Source organism: Marivita sp., assembly GCF_020055635.1.
Classification (GTDB): domain Bacteria; phylum Pseudomonadota; class Alphaproteobacteria; order Rhodobacterales; family Rhodobacteraceae; genus Marivita.
Map to the genome: position 1 here is coordinate 1 of NZ_JAIPUT010000064.1, position 19,037 is coordinate 19,037.

The window sequence follows — 19,037 nt, forward strand, 5'->3', positions numbered from 1 at the left end:
GTCGATCAGCGTGTCGTACAGCAGCATGTGCAACCGTCCCCGGTGCACGGCGTATTGCGGCCAGCAATACCCTGCGCCCAGCCCGCGCGGTTCGGAATAGACCTCGCGCCCGTTCAGACCGACCAGAGCCCATTCCTGAGCGGGCAAACCGACCCGATCCAGGGCGTCAGCGGTGATCCCCAGATCGAACAGTTCGCGGACCGCGTTGGGTTGCAGGTTGATGCCGACGCCCAGGGGCCGCATCTCCTTGGCGGCTTCGAACACGGTGAAGGGCACCCCGATCTGGTGCAGGGTCAGGCCCAGTGACAATCCCGCGATACCACCACCGGCGATGATGACCCTGTTGTCGGACATCTTTGTTTTCCCTTGCGTTCTCAATGGATTTACGGCGCGGTCCGCGTCAGGACAACCGATCCCGCGCTCCAAGCGACGTGATCTGCGCGGTCAAATCCGACGCACCACCCAGCGCACGCCCGGTGGCCTGCACCATCTGCGGCAAGAGCATCCACTCCAGTGACCACGCGGCCCCCGACCGTTCCTGCTCGTGGATCAGAGCCTGATGCATCCCCGACAGCTGCACCGCGTTGAACCGTGCCAGCGTGACCAGCAATTCGGCCTGCACCGGGTTTTGCTTGTGCGGCATGGCCGACGAGCCGCCACCTCCGGCAAGCGTGATCGCGTCGATGCCCTGCTGTGCCATGAGGCAGATATCCTGCCCCATCTTGCCCAGCGTCCCGGTGATCAGCGACAGGGTGGAGGCCGTCTCGGCCAAGCCATCGCGCATTGCGTGCCACGCGCGCGGCGTGGTGCCAAGTCCAAGCTCTTGCGCGATGGCGGTGCACATCGCGTCTGCGCCAACCCCAAGGGCTGCACGGTCACCCGCAGCGCCGCCAATTTGCACCAGCGCCACCCGCGGGCGCAGTTGTGCCAGCCGGTCGCGGTGGGTTTCAAGCGGCAAGCGCCATGTCTGCAAACGGTCCGCCACAGTGATCGGCACCGCCGCCTGCATCCGGGTGCGACCCATCAACGGGCGGTCCCCGAAGCGCGCTTCAAGATCGCTGAGCGCGTCGCCCAAAGTCACAAGCCGCTGGTCGATCAGGTCAAGACTACGGACCAGCGACAACACGGTCGCCGTGTCGATCACATCCTGCGAGGTCGCGCCTTTGTGGATCGCCGCTTGACCCGTCCGCTCCTTGAGCAACCGCACCAGAGCCGGCACGCAAACGCCGTCCTGCGCCGTGCCGTCGCGCAATTCCTCGGGAGCAAGCGAGACCGCCGCAATCGCCGATGCCGCCGCAGCGCCCTCTGCCTCGGACCACAGCCCACCCAGATGCCCATGCCGTGACCACGCTGCCTCGAAGGCGATCATATGCGCAAGCTGCGCCTCGGCGGACCAAAGCGCAGCGATTTCGCCGTCGGCAAACAGGCCCGACAACCACGGATGATTGAAAACGCCTGTCATCACAGATCGAGAAACACCGTTTCGCCCTCGCCCTGAAGCCGGATGTCGAACCGATAGCTACCCTCTCCGGTTTTCCGCGCAAGCAACGTATCGACGCGCGGACGCTGTTCGATACGCGCCAGCAGCGGATCGGCGCTGTTGTCCTCGTCTTCGAAATAGATCCGTGTGCTCAGACCGATATTGATCCCCCGCGCCACGATCCAGATCGAGATATGCGGCGCGAAGACCTGACCGTTCCGGCCCTTGACCGCGCCGGGTTTGACCGTGCGCAAGGTGAATTCGCCGCTGTCCTTGTCGGCGGCAAAGCGGCAGAAGCCCGACACCCTGGGATCGGCCCCGTCCTGCCCCGGATAGACACCCGCCGCGTCGGCCTGCCAGCTTTCCAGCATCGCGTCGCGCATCGCCCAACCTGTGCCATCGTAGATCGACCCGACGATGGTGATCACCTCACCCTTGGCGCCGTCTTCGATCGGGCTGAGGCCCAAATCCTCGGGATAGACCCCCTCGACCCCAGCAAAGGTGGGGATGCAGCCGATATGGACATAAGGCCCGGCGGTCTGGCTTGGTGTTTCCACCAATATATCAAGGTGTTGCGTCATGGCTTACATCCCTTCCGGCTTGTTCTCGAACATCGTCTGACGCCGTCCGCGCAGCACGATGTCGAACTTGTAGGCAAGATAATCCATGCCGCGCGAATTCTGCATGTCCAAAGGTGCCACCAACCGGTCCAACTGGCTGCGATCCCGCACGGTGGCGGCGATGGGGCACAGATCGATCAGCGGATCGCCCTGGAAATACATCTGGCTGATGAGCCGCTGCCCGAACGCATGGCCGAAGATCGAAAAGTGAATATGCATCGGCCGCCAGTCATTTGCACGGTTCGGCCAGGGGTATGCCCCCGGACGGATCGTCATGAATTCGTAATAGCCGTTGTCATCCGTGATCGTGCGCCCGCAGCCGCCGAAATTGGGATCAAGCGGTGCGAAATACGTGTCCTTGATGTGGCGGTAGCGACCGCCCGCATTGGCCTGCCAGATCTCGACCAGAGTGTGCGGCACCGCGCGACCGGTCTCATCCAGCACCCGACCATGCACGCGGATGCGTTCGCCCACGGCCAATGCCTTGCCCTGTGTGTAGTTGCTGATCAGGTTGTTATCCAGCGCGCCCAGCATGTTGTGACCAAAGCGGGGGCCGGTTTCCTCGCTCGGGGTCGACTCCATCGACAACAGCGGCAACGACGGAGACCGCGTGAGCGATGTCTTGTAATCCGGGTAATACGGATCGGGATGCACCTCTCGGCGCCGGGGCATGAGCGCTGCGGTTTCAGTCATCGGAGGTCTCCATTTCGGCATAGGTCTGTTTGGCGAGTTTGATGGCATGGTTCGCCTTGGGCACACCGGCATAGATCGCGACATGCTGGAACGCTTCCATCACGTCCTGCTTGCTGGCCCCGGTGCGCGCGGTGGCGCGGATGTGCATCGGGATTTCATCGAAATTGCCGGTCGCGGCGAGCAAGGCCAAAGTCAGCATCGACCGTTCGCGGCGGCTGATCGCGTCGGACGACCAGACATTGCCCCACGCGCCTTCGGTGATGAGGTTCTGAAACGGCAGGTCGAGTTCGGACTTGGCCGCTTCGGCACGGTCGACATGGGCGTCGCCCAGCACCTCGCGCCGGGTCTTCATCCCCTGGTCGAAACGGTCAGACATGGCCTGTCTCCTTGAGAAAATCGGTGATCACCGCGCCCACCTGTTCCGGCGCTTCGACGCAGGGCAGATGACCCGCATTTTCGATGACGTGGAAGGCCGCGTTGCACAGGTCTGCGGTGGCCCGCACCAGATCCGGCGGCGTCGCGCCGTCCTCGGACCCGGCCAGTGCCATCAAAGGCAGCGTCAGCGCGCGGGTTGTTTCGGTGAAATCCGCACCGGCGATTGCCGCGCAGCAGCCAATATACCCCTCGATCGGCGTACGGGTCAGCATGTGGCGCCAGGGTGCAAGGCGGGTCGCATCTTTGCGCATCTCGGGCGCGAACCAGCGGTCCAGAATGGCCTCGGCCATCGACGCGATCCCGCCTGTGCGCAACGCGTCGATCCGGTCCTGCCACATCTCGGGCGATCCGATCCTGGCAGCGGTATCCATCAGAACAAGCGCGCGCATCACCTCGGGGCGGCGCGCAGCCAGCCCCTGCCCGATCAGACCGCCGATGGACAGACCGACAAAGGTGATGTCCCGCAGGTCCAGTGCGTCGATGATCGCCTCTGTATCGCCCACCAAGGTGTCCATGTCATAGGGCGCGTCGGGACAATCGGACAACCCATGCCCGCGCTTGTCGAACCGCACGATCCGCAGCCCCTCGGGCAGATGCGGCAGCAGCGGATCCCAGACCCGCAGATCGGTGCCCAGCGAATTGGCGAACATCACCACCGGGCCATCCTCTGGCCCCTCCACCTGCACATGCAGGGTAACGTCGTTCGACGTGACAGTTCTCATAGTGGCAATCTCCTCCCCGCCCTGTTTCGCATGTCTTTCCGGCGCTTGAAATTACAATCTCACGCCGTAGGCGCCACCCTCCAAAAGGCGCATGAACCCCTAGTAGGGCAGACCGATATAGTTCTCGGCTAGATCGCGCCGCGCGGTTTCCGATTGCGACAGGTGGCGCAGGGTGGATTTGCGCATCTGCGCGGCAAAGCTGTCTTCGCCGTCGAACCGGTGCAGCATCGTGGTCATCTGCCAGCTGAACCGCATCGCCTTCCAGATCCGCAGCAGCGCGCGCTCGGAATAGCTGTCGATCCCGGTGGCATCACCCTTTTTCACCGCATCGATCAGCGCCTGATAGAGGTAATGCACATCCGACACGGCAAGGTTCAGCCCCTTGGCCCCGGTCGGCGGCACGATATGCGCGGCATCGCCCACCAGAAACAAGCGGCCCCAGCGCAGCGGTTCGCTGACGAAGGACCGCAGCGGCGCGATGGATTTCTCGATCGAGGGGCCAGTTTCCATGCTGTCGGCGACTTCGGACGGGAGGCAGGATTTCAGCACGGTCCAGAAGCGCTCGTCGCTCCATTCCTCGACGGTGTCGGTCAACGGCACCTGCACGTAATAGCGGCTGAGGGTTTCGCTGCGCATCGACGCCAGCGCAAACCCGTTCGCAGAATTGGCATAGATCAGTTCTTCATGCGCCGGGCGCGTGCGCGACAAGACCCCAAGCCATCCAAACGGATACACCCGTTCGAAGTCCTGCCGCTTGCCCTCGGGGATGGTCTTGCGGCTGACACCGTGAAAGCCGTCACAGCCCGCCACATAGGCGCACTCCAGCCGTGCACGCCCACCGTCCAGCGTGTATTCGACATAAGGCGCATCGCTGTCGGCGTCGTGGATCACGACGTCCTCGACCCCGTGCACGATCGTGGCCCCCATCGCGTCCTGCGCGGTGTAAAGATCACGCGTCACCTCGGTCTGACCGTAGACCATCACGGACGTGCCCGTCAGGTCCTGGAAGTTGATCCGCACCATCAGGTCGTCATCGGTCAGGTAACACCCCTCATGGGGAATGCCCTCGCGCGCCATCCGGTCGGCAACACCGGCCTCGCGCAGCATCTCGACCGTTCCGGCCTCGAGAACACCTGCCCGGATGCGCGACAGCACGTGATCGCGCGACGCACGCTCGAGGACCACCGTGTCCACACCGGCCTTGTTCAGCAATTGCGACAAGAGCAGACCGGACGGCCCGCCTCCGATGATGGCAACCTGCGTTTTCATGGCGCACCCCTCCCCGGTCGACATTGAAGGCTAGCCCCGAATTCCCCTGGAAAGAATGGCATCGCTGTGCGCGTCATGGTACTTATCGAGCATGAGCCATCAGACATCCATCCCCGCCTTCGGACTGTTCGGAGAACAGGGCCCGTTCCCCGATGTCATCCATTACGAGGATTTCTCGGTCCGGGCACCGGTGCACAACTGGAAGATCATCCCGCACCGGCACAGCCAGATGTCCCAGCTTTTCCTGGTGGAAAGCGGCTGGATCGACGCCGTCACGGACAGTCAAAGGCACCGTGTCGCTCCGGGTGATTTCCTCTATATTCCAGATAATTGCGTTCATGAGTTCGTGTTTGAACCCGGGTCGCGGGGTGGGATTTTTTCCTTCCCCAACAGCATTGTGAGATCGTTTTCACCAAACGGCAGCCAGATCCTGACCGCCCTGTCGACCCCGTTCGGCGGAGCCGCGGACCAAAGGCTTGCCGACCTGACGCAGCTTCTCAGGGACACCGCGCAAGAGGCATCGCCGTTCCGGGCACAGCAGGTCCTTGGACTGGCACATTCCGTGCTTGCGCGGCTGGCCGAAGCGCATCTGCCCGAACAAGATGACGACGACACGCGCCGCCCTTCTCGCCTGTTCGCCCTGGACGAGTTGATCTCAAGGAACCGCGCGCAGGGCTGGACCGCCGCACAATACGCGCAGGCCCTGTCGATCAGCACCGGGCATCTGAGCCGCCTGTGCCGGCGCGCCACCGGCATGGGGGCCGCCGCCTATATCGAGCAGCGCAGAATGGAAGAGGCCTGTCGTCTTCTGGCCTTCACCCAGTTGCCGGTCTCGCAGGTCGGCTACCGCCTTGGCTATATCGACCCGTCCTATTTTTCGAAACGATTCCGGGCGGTTCGCGGGCAGACCCCCAAGGACTACCGGTCGCGCTTTACAAGCTGACAGGCCGCCCGCTTCTCAGACCGTCAGAACCCCCGCGCCCCCGGCATGAAGCCTGGCGATCTCGTCCGCATGACTGGCGCGCATGGCCCGTTGGTTGAGCGAGCCTTTCTCCGTGACCTCTCCCCGGTCGAAACTCGGCTCTTGGCCGAGCACCATCGCCCGACAGACCCGCGAGGCAGATCCTGACGCGCGTTTCGCCGCCGCGGCCAGCTTTTCGGTCAGCGCCGCGTTCAGGTCCTCCTCGGGCATCCGTCGCGCTGTATGCGACAAGAGCAGGAGCGCCCCCAGTTCGGCCTCGTTCTCGCCGGTGATCACCGCGTCGCGCACCAGCCCGTCCAGCGCATCCACCAGAGCGGCGCGCACCGCCCCGACCGCCACCCATGTCCCGGTGGTCAGCTTGAAATTCTCGGCGATGCGCCCGTCAAAGAAGAAGCCCTTGGAAAAATCGTCGGGATCGGCCGGGCGCAGCGCATCACCCATGCAGTAAAAGCCTTCCTCGTCAAAGCTTTCGCGGGTCTTTTCCGGGTCGCCATAGTAACCCGGCGTGATCGTCGGTCCCTTCAGCCGAAGTTCGAGCTTGCCACCGTTGGGCACCAGCTTCATCTCCAGCCCCCGCGACGGCACGCCCACATTGCCCGAGGATTCCTGTACCTCGGTACAGGCCAGGGCAAAGGGCGCGGTCTCCGTCGACCCGAGCCCGGTCGCCAGCAAGACCTCGTGCCCCGTCGTCTTGCGTCCGATGGCGCGCAGCCGGTCCCAGGTGTGCTGCGCCATGCCCGCGCCCGCGTAGAACATCATGCTCAGCTTGCTGAAAAAGGTCGCCGCCAGCGCCTCGTCCCGCTCCAACTCCTCGATCAACATGTCCCAGCCCACGGGGACGTTGAAGTACCAGGTACAGGAGATCTCGTGAAGATTCCGTAAAGTCTCGTCGAACTTGCCCGGCGCCGGCTTGCCATCGTCGATGTAATAGCTGCCGCCATTGGTCAGCACGAGATAGGACACCTTGTTGCCCGCCGCCGTGTGGTTCCACGGTGCCCAGTCCAGCACGACCGGCGGCGTCGTCATCAGGAACCGGTAGCAATCGCGCGTCATCGCCGCCATCGCGCAAACCATGCGGTTGGTGTTGATCACCGCCTTGGGCGACCCGGTCGATCCCGAGGTGAAGAGGTATTTCACCACCGTGTCGGGTGTCAGCGCGGCGCGGGCCGCCACCGCCGCGTCAGGGTCACCGTTCAGCAAATCGTCAAAGGCCAGGGCGCCTGCACCCGCGCCACGATGCGTGATGACATGGCGCCCGTCTGCGGCAATCGCGTTCAGGGCGGCGGAAAACGCCTGGCCGTCATCGGCAAAAATCGCTCCGGGACAAAGTGTTGCGGCAATATCCTTGAGCTTTGCATGATCCCTGGACACCAGTGAATAGGCCGGAGAAACCGGCGCGTGGGGAATGCCGACGTAAAAGCAGGCCGCCCCCAGAAGCGCATGCTCGAGGCTGTTCTCGGACAGGATCAGAAGCGGGCGATCCGGCCCCAGCCCCAGCGCCAGCAACGACGCACCGATCCGCCGCGCCATATCCCGCGCCGCACCATAGCCGATCTCGCGCCAGGCCCCATCCGCATCGCGCCGCGCGATCCAGGTCCGGTCCGGCGTGTCGTCGGCCCATGTGTCCAGGTAGTCGGCCAGTGTCGGAAGATAGTCCGGCAAGGGTCCGGTCTGCCGCATGACGATGCTGCCGTCGTCCCGATGCTCGTACTCGAAGTCCGGCGACCAGAAATCCGATGCGCGCAGCTTCGTCTCGACACTCATGGCAGTCTCCCCCTCACATGCCGCTTCGCGACCCCGCTGCGCTGTCACGCCGATGGCGGGATGTCCTGGCTTGCCTGACGCAGGGCTAACCCATATTACTTTCCTCGTAAACAATTTACATCGAAAGAACCGTCACGCGCCTGCCCCGACCCGGTCTCGATCTTTACGCGATCACCTGACGCGCCTGTTGCGCCGCGATGTCTTGTGCAATCGCCTGTTTGTAAAGCGCCCGGATGTGCTGCGTCACCGGCAGCTCTCCCGACCCGATCACCTTGCCGTCGATCGAGGCCACCGGCGTTTGCGCCCCGAACGTGCCGGTCAGGAACGCCTCGTCCGCCGAATAGGCCTCGTAAAGCGAATAATTCTTCTCGAACACCGGGATGCCGTTGTCGCGGCACAGGTCGATCACCCTGGCCCGCGTCACCCCGTTCATGCAGTAATCCCCGGTCGAGGTCCAAACCTCGCCCTTGCGGATGATGAAGAAGTTGCAGGCATTTGTGGTGTTCACGAACCCATGCGGATCGAGCATCAGCGCCTCGTCCGCCCCCGCCGCCTCGGCCTGAAGGCAGGCAATCACGCAGTTCAGCTTGGAATGGCTGTTGAACTTGGCATCCTGGCTGTGTGGCAAGCCCCGCACCTGCGGCACCGAGGCAAGGCGGATGCCCTGCGCCTGTAGCGCCTCTGCCGGTTTCGAATGCTCCATGATGATGACCAGCGTGGGGCCCGACCGTGACAGGCTCGGGTGCTGAAACGGCTTCACCTTGGTGCCGCGCGTCAGCATCAACCGGCAATGCACATCCGTGGTCATGCCATTGGCCTCGGCGGTCATCCGCAGCGCGTCGGCGATCCCGGCGCGGTCCATGCCCACATCAAGCCCCACCGCGTAGCAGGAGTCGAAAAACCGGTCCATGTGATCGTCGAAGAACGCCCAATGCCCGTCATAAAGCCGCATCCCTTCCCACATGCCATCACCCAGCAGGAAGCCTGAATCGTAGACCGACACCTTGGCCTCGTCGCGGGGATAGAGGTCTCCGTTGATGTAGATGAGGATGTCGCGGTTGCGCGCGTCTTCCTCGGCATCATGGGTGGTGGTGTGCTCGGTCATCGCGCCCGCTCCATCAGGTCCAAAAGTTGCGACTCGCTCAGCGCCACGGGATTTGCCTTCATCGACGACGAACTCACCGCATCTTGCGCCGCCTTTTTGCGCGCCACATCGGTGATCCCCTGCGCATCGAGCCCCGGCAGGCCGGCATCGCGCGACCAGCCGTGCAATGTCTCGAAGGCCTCCCCCGGCGCACCGCCAAAGACCTGCGCGATCCAGCCCTGCACTTCGGCAATCCGCGCCTGTAAAACAGGATCATCCCCAGCCTCGGCATTCAGCCGCAAACCATGCGGCAACAGCGCCCCGCAAATGGCTCCATGCGCAGCGTTGGACAAGCCACCCAAAGGCCCGGCCAATCCATGCACCACGCCAAGCCCGGCATTGGCAAGGGCCAGCCCACCGCACAGGCTCACCCAGGCCAGCCCATCCCGCGCCTCCGGGTCTTCGCCTTCGATGATCCGCCGGATCGCTCTCAATCCCTTGGGGATCGCATCGCGGCAAATCGCATCGGTCAACGGATTGGCCTTTGATGACAGGTAGGGCTCGATCACCTGCGTGATGGCGTCCAGCCCCGACGCCAGCGTCACGCCGCGCGGGCAATTGTCCGTCAGCGCGGGATCGACAATCGCCAGGGCCGGCAACATGCGCGGGTCGCGCAGGCTCACCTTGCGCTGCGCCTCGGGCACCGAAATCACCGCGTTGCGCGTGACCTCCGCCCCCGTGCCCGCCGTCGTCGGCAATGCGGCAAAGGGCAACGGGGCCACGTCCAGAGGCATCCCCTTGCCCACCACTTCCAGATGGTCCAGCATCGGGCGCGTCGCCGGGGCAAGCGCCGCAATCGCCTTGCCCGCATCGACCACCGCGCCGCCGCCGATGGAAATCACGGCAGCCACCCGGGCCTCGCGCGCGAGGGCAATACCGGCTTCGATCAAGGCGACATCCGGTTCTCTGGCGACCGAGAACAAAGTCACCGACACGCCCTCCGCCTCAAGCGCGTCCTTCAACCATCCCGCCCGCGCCGGGGTCGCGCCCGTCACCAGCAAGACGCGCGTCCCCAAGGCCGCAAGCGCAGGAACCGCTTGCTCCGCCGCGCCGCGTCCGAAGCGGATCATGTCTGCTGTGGCAAAGGCAAAGGGGGTCATGGGCGCTCCTGTCAAAGCTTTTGCCCCGAGATGTGCCTGTCTTTGCCGCCCGTGTCGAGGGTCGCGACCTAGACGGCCTGTGGAACCCCGTCGCCCCGCAACCGTCCCGAGGCCAGCGCGGCCAAGGCCACCATCACCGATGCCGTACCCAGCACCAGAGGCAGCCCCCCGACCTGGTAGCTGAGGCCCGACAGGACCGTGCCCAACAGCCGCCCGCCCGCATTTGCCATGTAGTAGAAGCCCACGTCCATCGTCACCCGTTCATTCTGGGTGAAGGCCAGGATCAGGTAGGAATGCAGCGCGGAATTCACCGCAAAGAGCGCCCCGAAGACCAGCAACCCGACCACCAAAGTGACCGTCAGCCAGGTCTGTGGCTCTGGCGACAGCACCGCCGCCACGGTCAGCGCCACCGGCACCGCGAGCAGCAAGAGCGCCCATTTCCGCGCATCCGCGATCAGCGCGCCCTCCTCGCGAACCGCCGCGTGCAACAGCCGTGGCGTGTTCGCCTGAACGATCCCGTAAAGGATGATCCACACCGCCATGAAGGTGCCGATCAGGAAAAACGCGGCCCGGTTGCCCTCTTCGGTCCCGTCCGACAGCACCGCGTAGAAATAGATCGGGATGCCCACCACGAACCACACGTCGCGCGCGCCAAACAGGAACACCCGCGCGGCCGACAGCCAGTTCACATTGGCCGATTTCGAGAAGACCTCGGAAAACTTCGCGCCCTTGCGCCCCTTCGGCAGGCCCGAGGGCATGAAGACGACGACCGCCAGCAGGATCACCGCCAGTACCGCCGCCATCGCGTAGATCGCGGCGACAAAGCCAAGCGTCGCCAGCAAAGCCGCGCCCAGCAGGAACCCAACCCCCTTGACCGCGTTCTTCGACCCGGTCAGCACCGCCACCCAGCGGAACAACCCGCCGCCGGTTGTCGGGGCCAGCAGCTTGACCGCCGATTTCGACGACATCTTGGCCAGGTCCTTGGCCACCCCCGACGCGCCCTGCACGCACATGACAAAGGCGACCGACGCGGTGATGGCCCAGGACGGGTCCAGTTGCGCCAGCACGACAAGCGCCACGACCTGCAAGCCCAATCCGCCATAGAGCGTCGAGGTCAAGCCGAACCGCGCCGCGATCCATCCGGCGCTCAGGTTCGTCACCATGCCGGCGATCTCGTAGAGCACGAACAGGTAGGCCAACTGAACCGGCGAAAACCCCAGCGTGTGAAAGTGCAACAGCACCAGCATCCGCAGCGCGCCATCGGTCAGCATGAACGCCCAGTAGGCGGCCGTCACCGCGATATAGGCGGACAGGCCCTCGGGTCTGCTCACAGCCGACCTCCCACCATCAGCGCCACATCCACCAAGCGGTGCGCATAGCCCATCTCGTTGTCATACCACGCATAGACCTTCACCTGCGTGCCGTTCACCACCATCGTGGACAGCGCATCAACGATGCTCGACCGCGTGTCATTGGTGTAATCGGTGGACACAAGCGGGCGTTCTTCATAGCCGAGGATGTCCTTCAACGGCCCCTCGGCGGCCGCCTTGAACAGCGCGTTCACCTCGTCGACCGTCGTGGCGCGCTCCATCTCGAACACGCAATCGGTCAGCGACGCATTAAGCAGCGGCACCCGCACCGCGTGGCCGTTCAACCGGCCCTTGAGCTCGGGATAGATCAACGTGATCGCGGTGGCGCTCCCCGTGGTCGTGGGGATCAGCGAATTGAGCGCAGACCGCGCGCGGCGCAGATCCTTGGCGGGCCGGTCGACAATGGTCTGTGTATTTGTCACATCATGGATCGTTGTTATCGATCCATGACTTATTCCGATTTCTTCATGCAACACCTTCACAACGGGCGCCAGGCAATTGGTGGTACAGCTTGCCGCTGTCACGATGTCATGGATGTCAGCATCATAGATGTCGTCATTCACACCATAGACGACATTCGCCGTCGGCCCGTCCTTGACCGGGGCCGAGACCACGACTTTCTTCGCTCCCATTTGAAAATAGGGCGCGATCTTCGCCTCTGACTTGAAAACGCCGGTACAGTCGATCACCACGTCCACACCCTCCATCGGCAGCGCCGACAGGTCCGAAGTCCCGACAAATGGCAACCGCACGCCGTCGATGGTGATGCTGTCGGCGTCATGCGCAAACTCGGCCTGCCAGCGCCCGTGCACGGTGTCGAACTCGAACAGATGCGCATGCATCGCCGGATCGCCCACCGCGTCGTTGATCCACGCGATCTTGACGCCCCGGTCCAACAAGGGTTTCAGGGCAAGCTTGCCGATGCGGCCAAGCCCGTTCAGCGCGTAGGTGGTCATGCGGCGGGTTCCTCGTCGTTCATTTGTCCAATTTTATCAACGGCCTTCTGCAAGGACATCCGGTCCAGCGTGTCCATCGGCAGCGCGGTAAAGGCCATGATCCGGTTGCGCAGCGCACCATAGGCAGACTGGAACGCAAGGCTGCGCTCGGCATCCGATCCTTCGGCCTTGACCGGGTCTTCCATGCCCCAATGCGCGCTGACCGGCTGACCGGCCCAGGCGGGGCAGTCTTCGTTTGCGGCGCGGTTGCAGACGGTGAAGACAAAGTCGAAGACCGGCGCGTCGGGGCCGGTGAATTCCTGTACGTTCTTGGCGCGCAAGAGCGACACGTCATGCCCTTTCTGGCGCAGCACATCCACCGCCATCGGGTTCAGTTCCGAATAGGGCCGCGTACCTGCGGAATGGGCGTTGAACCGATCCCCGGCCAAATCCCGCAGAATCGTTTCGGCAAAGATCGACCGGGCGGAATTGCCGGTACAGATGAACAGAACGTTGAACTTTTCCAGAGACATATCACGGATTCCTTGTCCAAAAGAAGCAGCCATCGGGCTGCACATGTCGGGCCTGCCCCGGCAGCAATCGAGCAGCAGGAAATCCAGCATCTCCCGCACGTTTGTTACACTGACGGTGTAGAGCAACGACGTTCCGACCCGCGTCTGGCTCAGCAACCCGGCGTCCAGCAGGTTGGACAGGTAGGCCGACAGCGTGGATGGCTTGATGTTCAGCGCGGTCGAGATTTCACCGGCGGGCACCTTGTCGGGCATCCGCCGCATGAGCATGCGGAAGATGGCCAGCCGCTGGGGATGACCGAGGGTCGAGAGTTGTGAGGCGATTCTTATTTCCATATTTCGTGAATAACGGAATTATCTGGCCGGTCAATGAGTCGTTTGCTCTGTTGGCCTGACCGCGCGAAACGGTTTTCGGATTGCGACGCGCGGCAAAACCCGTAAACCCGCATCTGACCTTCCGACCGGAGACACGCCATGTCGCTGCCCATTGCCCAGATCACCCCCGTGACCCAGCCGCTGACGGGCCGCGTGACCCTGCCCGGGTCCAAATCCGTGACCAACCGCGCGCTTCTTGTGGCCGGTCTGGCCCGTGGCACCAGCCGCCTGACAGGCATCCTGCGCAGTGACGACACGCATTACATGATGACGGCCCTGCGCGCGATGGGCGTGGGCATCACCGAACTGGACGAAACCACGGTCGAGGTCACGGGGTCGGGCACGCTGCACCCGGCGGACGAACCGCTCTTCCTCGGCAATGCGGGCACCGCGACCCGCTTTCTGACGGCCGCCGTGGCCTTGGTCGATGGCACCACCATCGTGACCGGCGACGAGCACATGCAGAAGCGCCCCATCGCGCCACTGCTGGAGACCTTGCAGGCGATGGGCGTGGACGCCAGTTCCGACACCGGCTGCCCGCCCGTCGCGATCAAGGGCACCGGCACCTTCCAAAGCGGCGAGATCGAGGTCAGCGGCAAGCTGTCCAGCCAGTACATCTCGGCCATCATGATGCTGGCGGCGATGGGCGACGGCGAGACCCGCATCACCATCACCGGCGGAAAGATCGGCGCGGTGGGCTACCTGCACATCACCGCCGCCGTCATGCGCGCCTTCGGGGCGACGGTGGAGTTTCCCTCCGACAGTGAAATCATCGTCCAGCCCGGCGGCTACACCGCGACCGATTACCATATCGAACCCGATGCCAGCGCCGCGACCTACCTCTGGGCAGCCGAAAAGCTGACGGGTGGACAGATCGACATCGGCGTGGCCCCCGAGGACATGAACCAGCCCGATGCCAAGGCCCATGACATGATCGCGGCCTTCCCGCAGATGCCGGCCGAGATCGACGGATCGCAGATGCAGGACGCCATCCCGACCCTCGCCGTGCTGGCCGCGTTCAACGAAACGCCCGTGCGCTTTACCGGGATCGAGAACCTGCGCGTCAAGGAATGTGACCGGATCGACGCGGTGCACAAGGGGTTGTTGCAGGTGCGCGCCGGTCTCGCCTCGGTCGAAGGCGACGACCTGATCGTGCGTGGCGATCCCGCTCTGTCGGGCCATGTCAGCACCGGCCTGATCGACAGCCATGCCGACCACCGCATCGCCATGAGCTTTGCCCTTGCCGCGATGAAGGTCAAAGGCGTTACAATCGAAGACCCGGACTGCGTGTCCAAGACCTTCCCGACCTACTGGGACGTACTGCGCGGGCTGGGCGTGTCCGTCGACATCACCCAGCCCTGACGCGCGCTATTCGGCGGCGATGCTGGTTGCAGCCGTGTCACCTTGCAGCGACACCCACTGACCCTTGCCGCTATACCGCCAGCCCAACCGGCCCTGGTCGTCCATCGCAAAGAGCCGCAGCCAGCCATTGTCGAACAGCGCCGCAACACCGGCGTGCCGGTCCAGAATGTCGGTGATCGCCTCGCGCGGGGCCTCGATCGCCACGGAAAGCCGCAGCGGATCATGCATGAACCGCTCCCCGTCATGCACCGATTGCCACGGCAACCCGCCGCGCAGCACGCCGCCATTGCCTTCGATCACGCCGATCCCGCCGGTCACGTTGTGCAAGAGCTTGTTGCCCGCGCCGAATGCGTCCGGCGCGACGGACGATCCGTAATATTGTAGGCTGATCCAGCTGGCCACGACAACAGGCGCGGTCAGGATCAGTTCCAGCACGCCGAACCCGGTGTCCTGCCGCCAGTCATAGCTGTGCAGGAAGGACCGCCCGTCAAGGCTGCGCCCCGCCGTCCGTGACCGGGGCGCCGCGATGAAGGCGGAACAGCCCGCAAGACCCCATTCGGGCCGGGTTTCCGACCAATCCTTGGCCCGCGCCATGACCGCCGCCGCATCCGCCGCGCGCGGCAGCCGCGAAGACCGCTCGGCCCGCGTGAGTTTGGCCGCATTTTTCAGCGCCTGCTTCAACCCGGCGATCACCGCCGACTGCGCATGACCGGCCGGCAGATCGTCCTCGTAAAGCCGCACCTCATCGGTCACCGTGTCATGCAGACCGGCAAGGAACACCGTGTCCTGCGGCACCTCGATGCCCTTGGCGACCAGCCCGGCGCGCACCTCGGGCTCGTTCAGCAGGATCGCCACCAGCCGCGCGTTCACGTCGCCTGCATGGCCGCCACAGGCCCCGCATTGCAGCGCGCTGGCATGGGGGTTGTTGACCACCCCGGCCCCGTGCCCCGCCAGCAGGATCACCTTGCCGAACCGGTCCTTCATCGACATGGCCGACAGAATCGTCGCCGCCATGCCGATCCGGTCCTCCAGCGTGACGCTGTCCGACAGCGCAGGTGCCGGACCGACACCAAGGCTCGGGTGTTTCTGCGCCAGCGAATCCCGAACCAGCTTTCCGAGGTACAGCGGCCCCGTTGCTTCGACAAAGGCAAAGCTGGACACCGCCGCCAGCCGGAACCGGCCCCAGGCGCGCGTCACCCGTTTCGCCACGCGGGTCAGCATGTCGCTGTCCTGCGGGTCGGTCGCCGCCGAGGTCGCACCGGTGTTGATCAGCACCGGGCCGCGCGTTTCCAGAACGTCCGACGCAAAGCCGCGGTGCGATGCCGCGATGCCGAAGAAGCCCGCAAAGCCGATGGTCTCGATCCCGTCGCCCGAGGCTTCCAGCGCCCGCCGGAACACTTCGGAGCGCACGTCGATGCAGAACGCCGCCTGCACGTTGGGCGCGTCATCCCGAGCCGACCCCGGCAGGGCCAGGGTCTCGTCCAGCGCCCGCGCCGCCGCGTGATCGGCTGCAGCCTGAAACGCCGCGTCGATCAGATCGTCCTCGCTGGGCACGATGGGCTGCGCATGGGCTTCAAGCACCTGCGCCCATTGCGCGCCGATCTTGTCCTTGTAGCGCGCCAGAAGCGCCGCCTCGAAGACCAACTTGGCGGTCAAAAGATCGGTGATGTCGTTATTGCCCTCTCCCTTGAGATTGGCGCGGAACGCCTCGCCAGAGGCAAGCTGCGCCCAGCCACCGAGCCGCATCAGCAGCGTGTGGAAATAGCTTTCGCAGGCCGCCGACGTGATCCCCATCTCCTCGGCGCATTTGGTCAGCGCTCCGCGTGCGGACATCGACATGGACGCCACCCGCGACGCAAACCCGGTCAGGCCGAAAATCTCTGGCGTCAGATCACGCTGCGCAAAAGACCGCCAGGACAACCACGCCCGTGTCTTGGGCGCAGGCCAGAGCGCCTGTCCGGTGTCGTAATGCCCGCCGGCCCAATGGCCGATCCGGTCCGCCACAAAATCCGGCCAGTTGATACCCGACACCTCCTCGGCCAGATCAGCCAGTGTCGGCAGGGTTAGTGGCGCAGACACGGTCTTGTCCATCGCCGCGATCAGGTCGTCCACCGTGATCCCGAGCTCGGGCACCTCGGCCAGACCAGCCTCCAGATCGGCGCGTGTCAGGTCATTCGCCGCAAACTTCGCCTTGAAATGCGCGCGTTCCGGCACTGTCCGCACACCGGCCACCCGCGCCAGACGGGCGGCGGCCATCTGCAAGGGCTCGCCCGCCTGCCCGACATAGGGGTTCACCGCAACCGTCGCCTCGAGCGACCAGAGCGGCGGGATGTGCGCGGCGGCATTGCGTGCGCCTGCCATGATCTCAAGCGCCGGACCCGAGAACCGTTCAACCATTGTCAGCATGTCGTGATCTCCTGTCCTGTCCATCACCGGTTCCGCGCGGCCCAGCCGCCGGTCAGCCGGTCAAACACCGCGTTGAGGTAAAAGCCGTTGGAAAGATGCACCCGAAGACCTTGTGCCGCCGGATGGCTGGCCCAGTTCGGGAAAGTCGCCTGTGCCCAGGCCACGGTGCCGAAGCTGAGGATCGTCAGCACCATCAGCGCCCATTGCAGCGGGCCGGGTGCCGGGGTTGCAGGCAGTGCGCCGGTGGTCAGCCAGATCGCGATGGATTGCAGCGCAAAATAGCTGAGCGTGGTCGCCACCGAATAGGCCGCCATGCGCCGGGTCAGCACCTCTGGTGCGGCATCGGCCAGACCCTGCGCCAAGAGGTAGGCCACACCCATCACCAGCACAGCTCCCAGCGCGATGGCCTGCGCCGACTTGCCGTCGAGCCCCAGCAGCAGGCCGATGGTGCCGTAGATCGCCAGCGCGATGGCGAACGCCTTGAGCACCGCGCGGCTGTTGGGGATCGCCACCGGACCGGGCCGCCGGATCGACGCCACCTGTTGCACCGCGCCGCCCGAAGCCAGGAAGGCATGCGCCTTGTAAAGCGAATGCGCCACGATGTGCAGCAGCGCCAGCGGGAACAGCGCCAGACCGCATTGCAGGATCATGAAGCCCATCTGCGCCACGGTCGACCATGCGAGCGAGGTCTTGACCGACGGCTGCGTCAGCATCACCAGCCCGCCGAAGATCGCCGAGAAGCCACCGACCATGACCAGCACCGACAGCACGCCGGGGGCGAGCAGCATCACGTCCGCGAACCGGATGAGCAGAAAGCCCCCCGCGTTCACCACGCCCGCGTGCAGCAGCGCCGACACCGGCGTGGGCGCCTCCATCACTTCGGTCAGCCAACCATGGGTCGGCACCTGCGCCGATTTGAACAGCGCCGAAATGGCCAGAAGACCCGCCGCGAGGATCGCCGCTGCACCGCCTTCGCCCGCGCGTGCCGCCTCGATGATGGTGGCGATATCTGCCGTGCCATACGCCGCCGCCAGCGCGAAGGCCCCCGCGATCAGGCCCGCATCGGACGCCGCCGAACAGAGCGCCTTTTTCCGTGCCGCCCGCTGCGCCGCCGCCCGTTCGGGATAGGTCAGAAGCAGCCGGTTCACGCAGAGCCCCACCGCGCCCCAGCCGACGATCAGCTGGATCAGGTTGCCCGCCGTGACGAGCAACAGAACCGACGCCAGCCCAAGGCTGAGCCAGCCCAGGAACCGCGCCTGGTTCTTCTCGCCATCCGTGTAGGTGACCGCGAACCGCATCACGACCCAGCCGACAAAGCTCACCAGCATCAGCATCGTCACGCTCACCGCGTCGATCCGCGCCGAGAAGCCCATGTTGGCGGCCCCCAGCAGCGCGCTTGTCGCCGACCCGTCGCGGATCAGAAGCCCGAGTGCGCCCAGCGACACGAGGATCGCGGCCAAGCCGGCATATTCGCCAAGGCGCAGCAGGGCCGATCCGCGCGGCACCTCGCGGTTCATGTAGACGATGCCGACAAGGGCGAAAAAGGCGGGGGCCAGAAGCGGTAAGGCAGTGATCATGATACGGTCTCCTGTTGAGGTCGTGATCCTGACCGAGGGACCTAGCGTGCCGCTTTGGTGAATAAAAATACATTGTTCATGGCTTATCGTTCACTTAAACAGAACGAATGTCGGATCTGAATTACCACCACCTGCGCTATTTCTGGGCCGTCGCCCATGATGGCAACCTGACCCGGACAGCCGAACGGCTGAACCTGTCGCAATCAGCCTTGTCCTCACAAATCAAGCAGTTGGAGGAACGGATCGGCCAGACCCTGTTCGAACGGCGGGGCC

Annotated in this window: 18 protein-coding genes; 3 read left to right on the top strand and 15 right to left on the bottom strand. The window is 64.5% G+C overall.

The genetic code is table 11. The features are described 5' to 3' along the window. From LCF60_RS20190 to pobA, 7 genes are all read right to left on the bottom strand, one after another. Window positions 1–354: FAD-dependent monooxygenase (locus LCF60_RS20190; RefSeq protein WP_292294343.1), on the bottom strand; the 354-nt coding region annotated here is incomplete at its 3' end. A 46-nt stretch (window positions 355–400) separates the two neighbouring features. Beyond that, entirely contained in the window at window positions 401–1,462 is a 1,062-nt protein-coding gene (locus LCF60_RS20195; protein WP_292294344.1) for a 3-carboxy-cis,cis-muconate cycloisomerase, read from the bottom strand. Next, entirely contained in the window at window positions 1,462–2,061 is a 600-nt protein-coding gene (gene pcaG, locus LCF60_RS20200; RefSeq protein WP_292294345.1) for a protocatechuate 3,4-dioxygenase subunit alpha, read from the bottom strand. The genes LCF60_RS20195 and pcaG overlap by 1 nt, the downstream gene beginning before the upstream one ends. Window positions 2,062–2,064: 3 nt before the next feature. Next, entirely contained in the window at window positions 2,065–2,793 is a 729-nt protein-coding gene (gene pcaH, locus LCF60_RS20205; RefSeq protein WP_292294346.1) for a protocatechuate 3,4-dioxygenase subunit beta, read from the bottom strand. Next, window positions 2,786–3,169 (bottom strand): 4-carboxymuconolactone decarboxylase, encoded by a 384-nt coding sequence (pcaC, locus tag LCF60_RS20210; protein WP_292294347.1) that lies wholly within the window; start codon window positions 3,167–3,169, stop codon window positions 2,786–2,788. Before pcaC ends, pcaH begins: the two co-directional genes overlap by 8 nt. Next, window positions 3,162–3,950: a 3-oxoadipate enol-lactonase gene (gene pcaD / locus LCF60_RS20215; protein ID WP_292294348.1), complete on the bottom strand. Its 789-nt coding sequence runs from the start codon at window positions 3,948–3,950 to the stop codon at window positions 3,162–3,164. Before pcaD ends, pcaC begins: the two co-directional genes overlap by 8 nt. Window positions 3,951–4,049: 99 nt before the next feature. Further along, window positions 4,050–5,219, bottom strand: coding sequence for a 4-hydroxybenzoate 3-monooxygenase (gene pobA / locus LCF60_RS20220; protein ID WP_292294349.1), 1,170 nt, complete (start codon window positions 5,217–5,219; stop codon window positions 4,050–4,052). Window positions 5,220–5,310: 91 nt separating this feature from the next. Between pobA and LCF60_RS20225 the strand changes: the two genes are divergently transcribed. Continuing rightward, window positions 5,311–6,162: a helix-turn-helix domain-containing protein gene (locus tag LCF60_RS20225; protein WP_292294350.1), complete on the top strand. Its 852-nt coding sequence runs from the start codon at window positions 5,311–5,313 to the stop codon at window positions 6,160–6,162. Window positions 6,163–6,177: 15 nt separating this feature from the next. Here LCF60_RS20225 and LCF60_RS20230 read toward each other — a convergent pair whose 3' ends face one another. The 6 genes from LCF60_RS20230 to LCF60_RS20255 form a co-directional block, all read right to left on the bottom strand. Next, complete coding sequence (locus LCF60_RS20230) at window positions 6,178–7,965, bottom strand: feruloyl-CoA synthase (RefSeq protein ID WP_292294351.1); 1,788 nt, start codon at window positions 7,963–7,965, stop codon at window positions 6,178–6,180. A 163-nt stretch (window positions 7,966–8,128) separates the two neighbouring features. Further along, window positions 8,129–9,070, bottom strand: a complete 942-nt coding sequence (locus tag LCF60_RS20235) for an aminotransferase class IV (protein ID WP_292294352.1) — start codon at window positions 9,068–9,070, stop codon at window positions 8,129–8,131. Continuing rightward, a complete protein-coding gene (locus LCF60_RS20240) occupies window positions 9,067–10,209 on the bottom strand; it encodes an iron-containing alcohol dehydrogenase (RefSeq protein WP_292294353.1) in 1,143 nt (380 codons plus the stop codon). The genes LCF60_RS20235 and LCF60_RS20240 overlap by 4 nt, the downstream gene beginning before the upstream one ends. A 68-nt stretch (window positions 10,210–10,277) precedes the next feature. Beyond that, on the bottom strand, window positions 10,278–11,540 hold the full coding sequence (gene arsJ / locus LCF60_RS20245) for an organoarsenical effux MFS transporter ArsJ (RefSeq protein ID WP_292294354.1): 1,263 nt from the start codon (window positions 11,538–11,540) through the stop codon (window positions 10,278–10,280). Next, the gene (locus LCF60_RS20250) at window positions 11,537–12,535 is read right to left on the bottom strand and encodes an ArsJ-associated glyceraldehyde-3-phosphate dehydrogenase (RefSeq protein WP_292294355.1); all 999 of its coding nucleotides are present in this window, start codon (window positions 12,533–12,535) and stop codon (window positions 11,537–11,539) included. Before LCF60_RS20250 ends, arsJ begins: the two co-directional genes overlap by 4 nt. After that, the gene (locus LCF60_RS20255) at window positions 12,532–13,380 is read right to left on the bottom strand and encodes a helix-turn-helix domain-containing protein (RefSeq protein WP_292294356.1); all 849 of its coding nucleotides are present in this window, start codon (window positions 13,378–13,380) and stop codon (window positions 12,532–12,534) included. Before LCF60_RS20255 ends, LCF60_RS20250 begins: the two co-directional genes overlap by 4 nt. Window positions 13,381–13,518: 138 nt before the next feature. Between LCF60_RS20255 and LCF60_RS20260 the strand changes: the two genes are divergently transcribed. Next, window positions 13,519–14,781 (top strand): 3-phosphoshikimate 1-carboxyvinyltransferase, encoded by a 1,263-nt coding sequence (locus tag LCF60_RS20260; RefSeq protein WP_292294357.1) that lies wholly within the window; start codon window positions 13,519–13,521, stop codon window positions 14,779–14,781. A 6-nt stretch (window positions 14,782–14,787) separates the two neighbouring features. Here the strand turns inward: LCF60_RS20260 and LCF60_RS20265 are convergent, their stop codons facing one another. Beyond that, window positions 14,788–17,178 carry a DUF2309 domain-containing protein gene (locus tag LCF60_RS20265; RefSeq protein ID WP_292294359.1) on the bottom strand — a complete coding sequence of 797 codons (2,391 nt, stop codon included), beginning with the start codon at window positions 17,176–17,178 and terminating at the stop codon, window positions 14,788–14,790. Between the two features lie 32 nt (window positions 17,179–17,210). Further along, entirely contained in the window at window positions 17,211–18,764 is a 1,554-nt protein-coding gene (locus LCF60_RS20270) for a proton-conducting transporter membrane subunit (RefSeq protein WP_292294358.1), read from the bottom strand. A 107-nt stretch (window positions 18,765–18,871) separates the two neighbouring features. Between LCF60_RS20270 and LCF60_RS20275 the strand changes: the two genes are divergently transcribed. Continuing rightward, the coding region (locus LCF60_RS20275) for a LysR family transcriptional regulator (protein ID WP_292294360.1) at window positions 18,872–19,037 on the top strand (166 nt) is incomplete at its 3' end.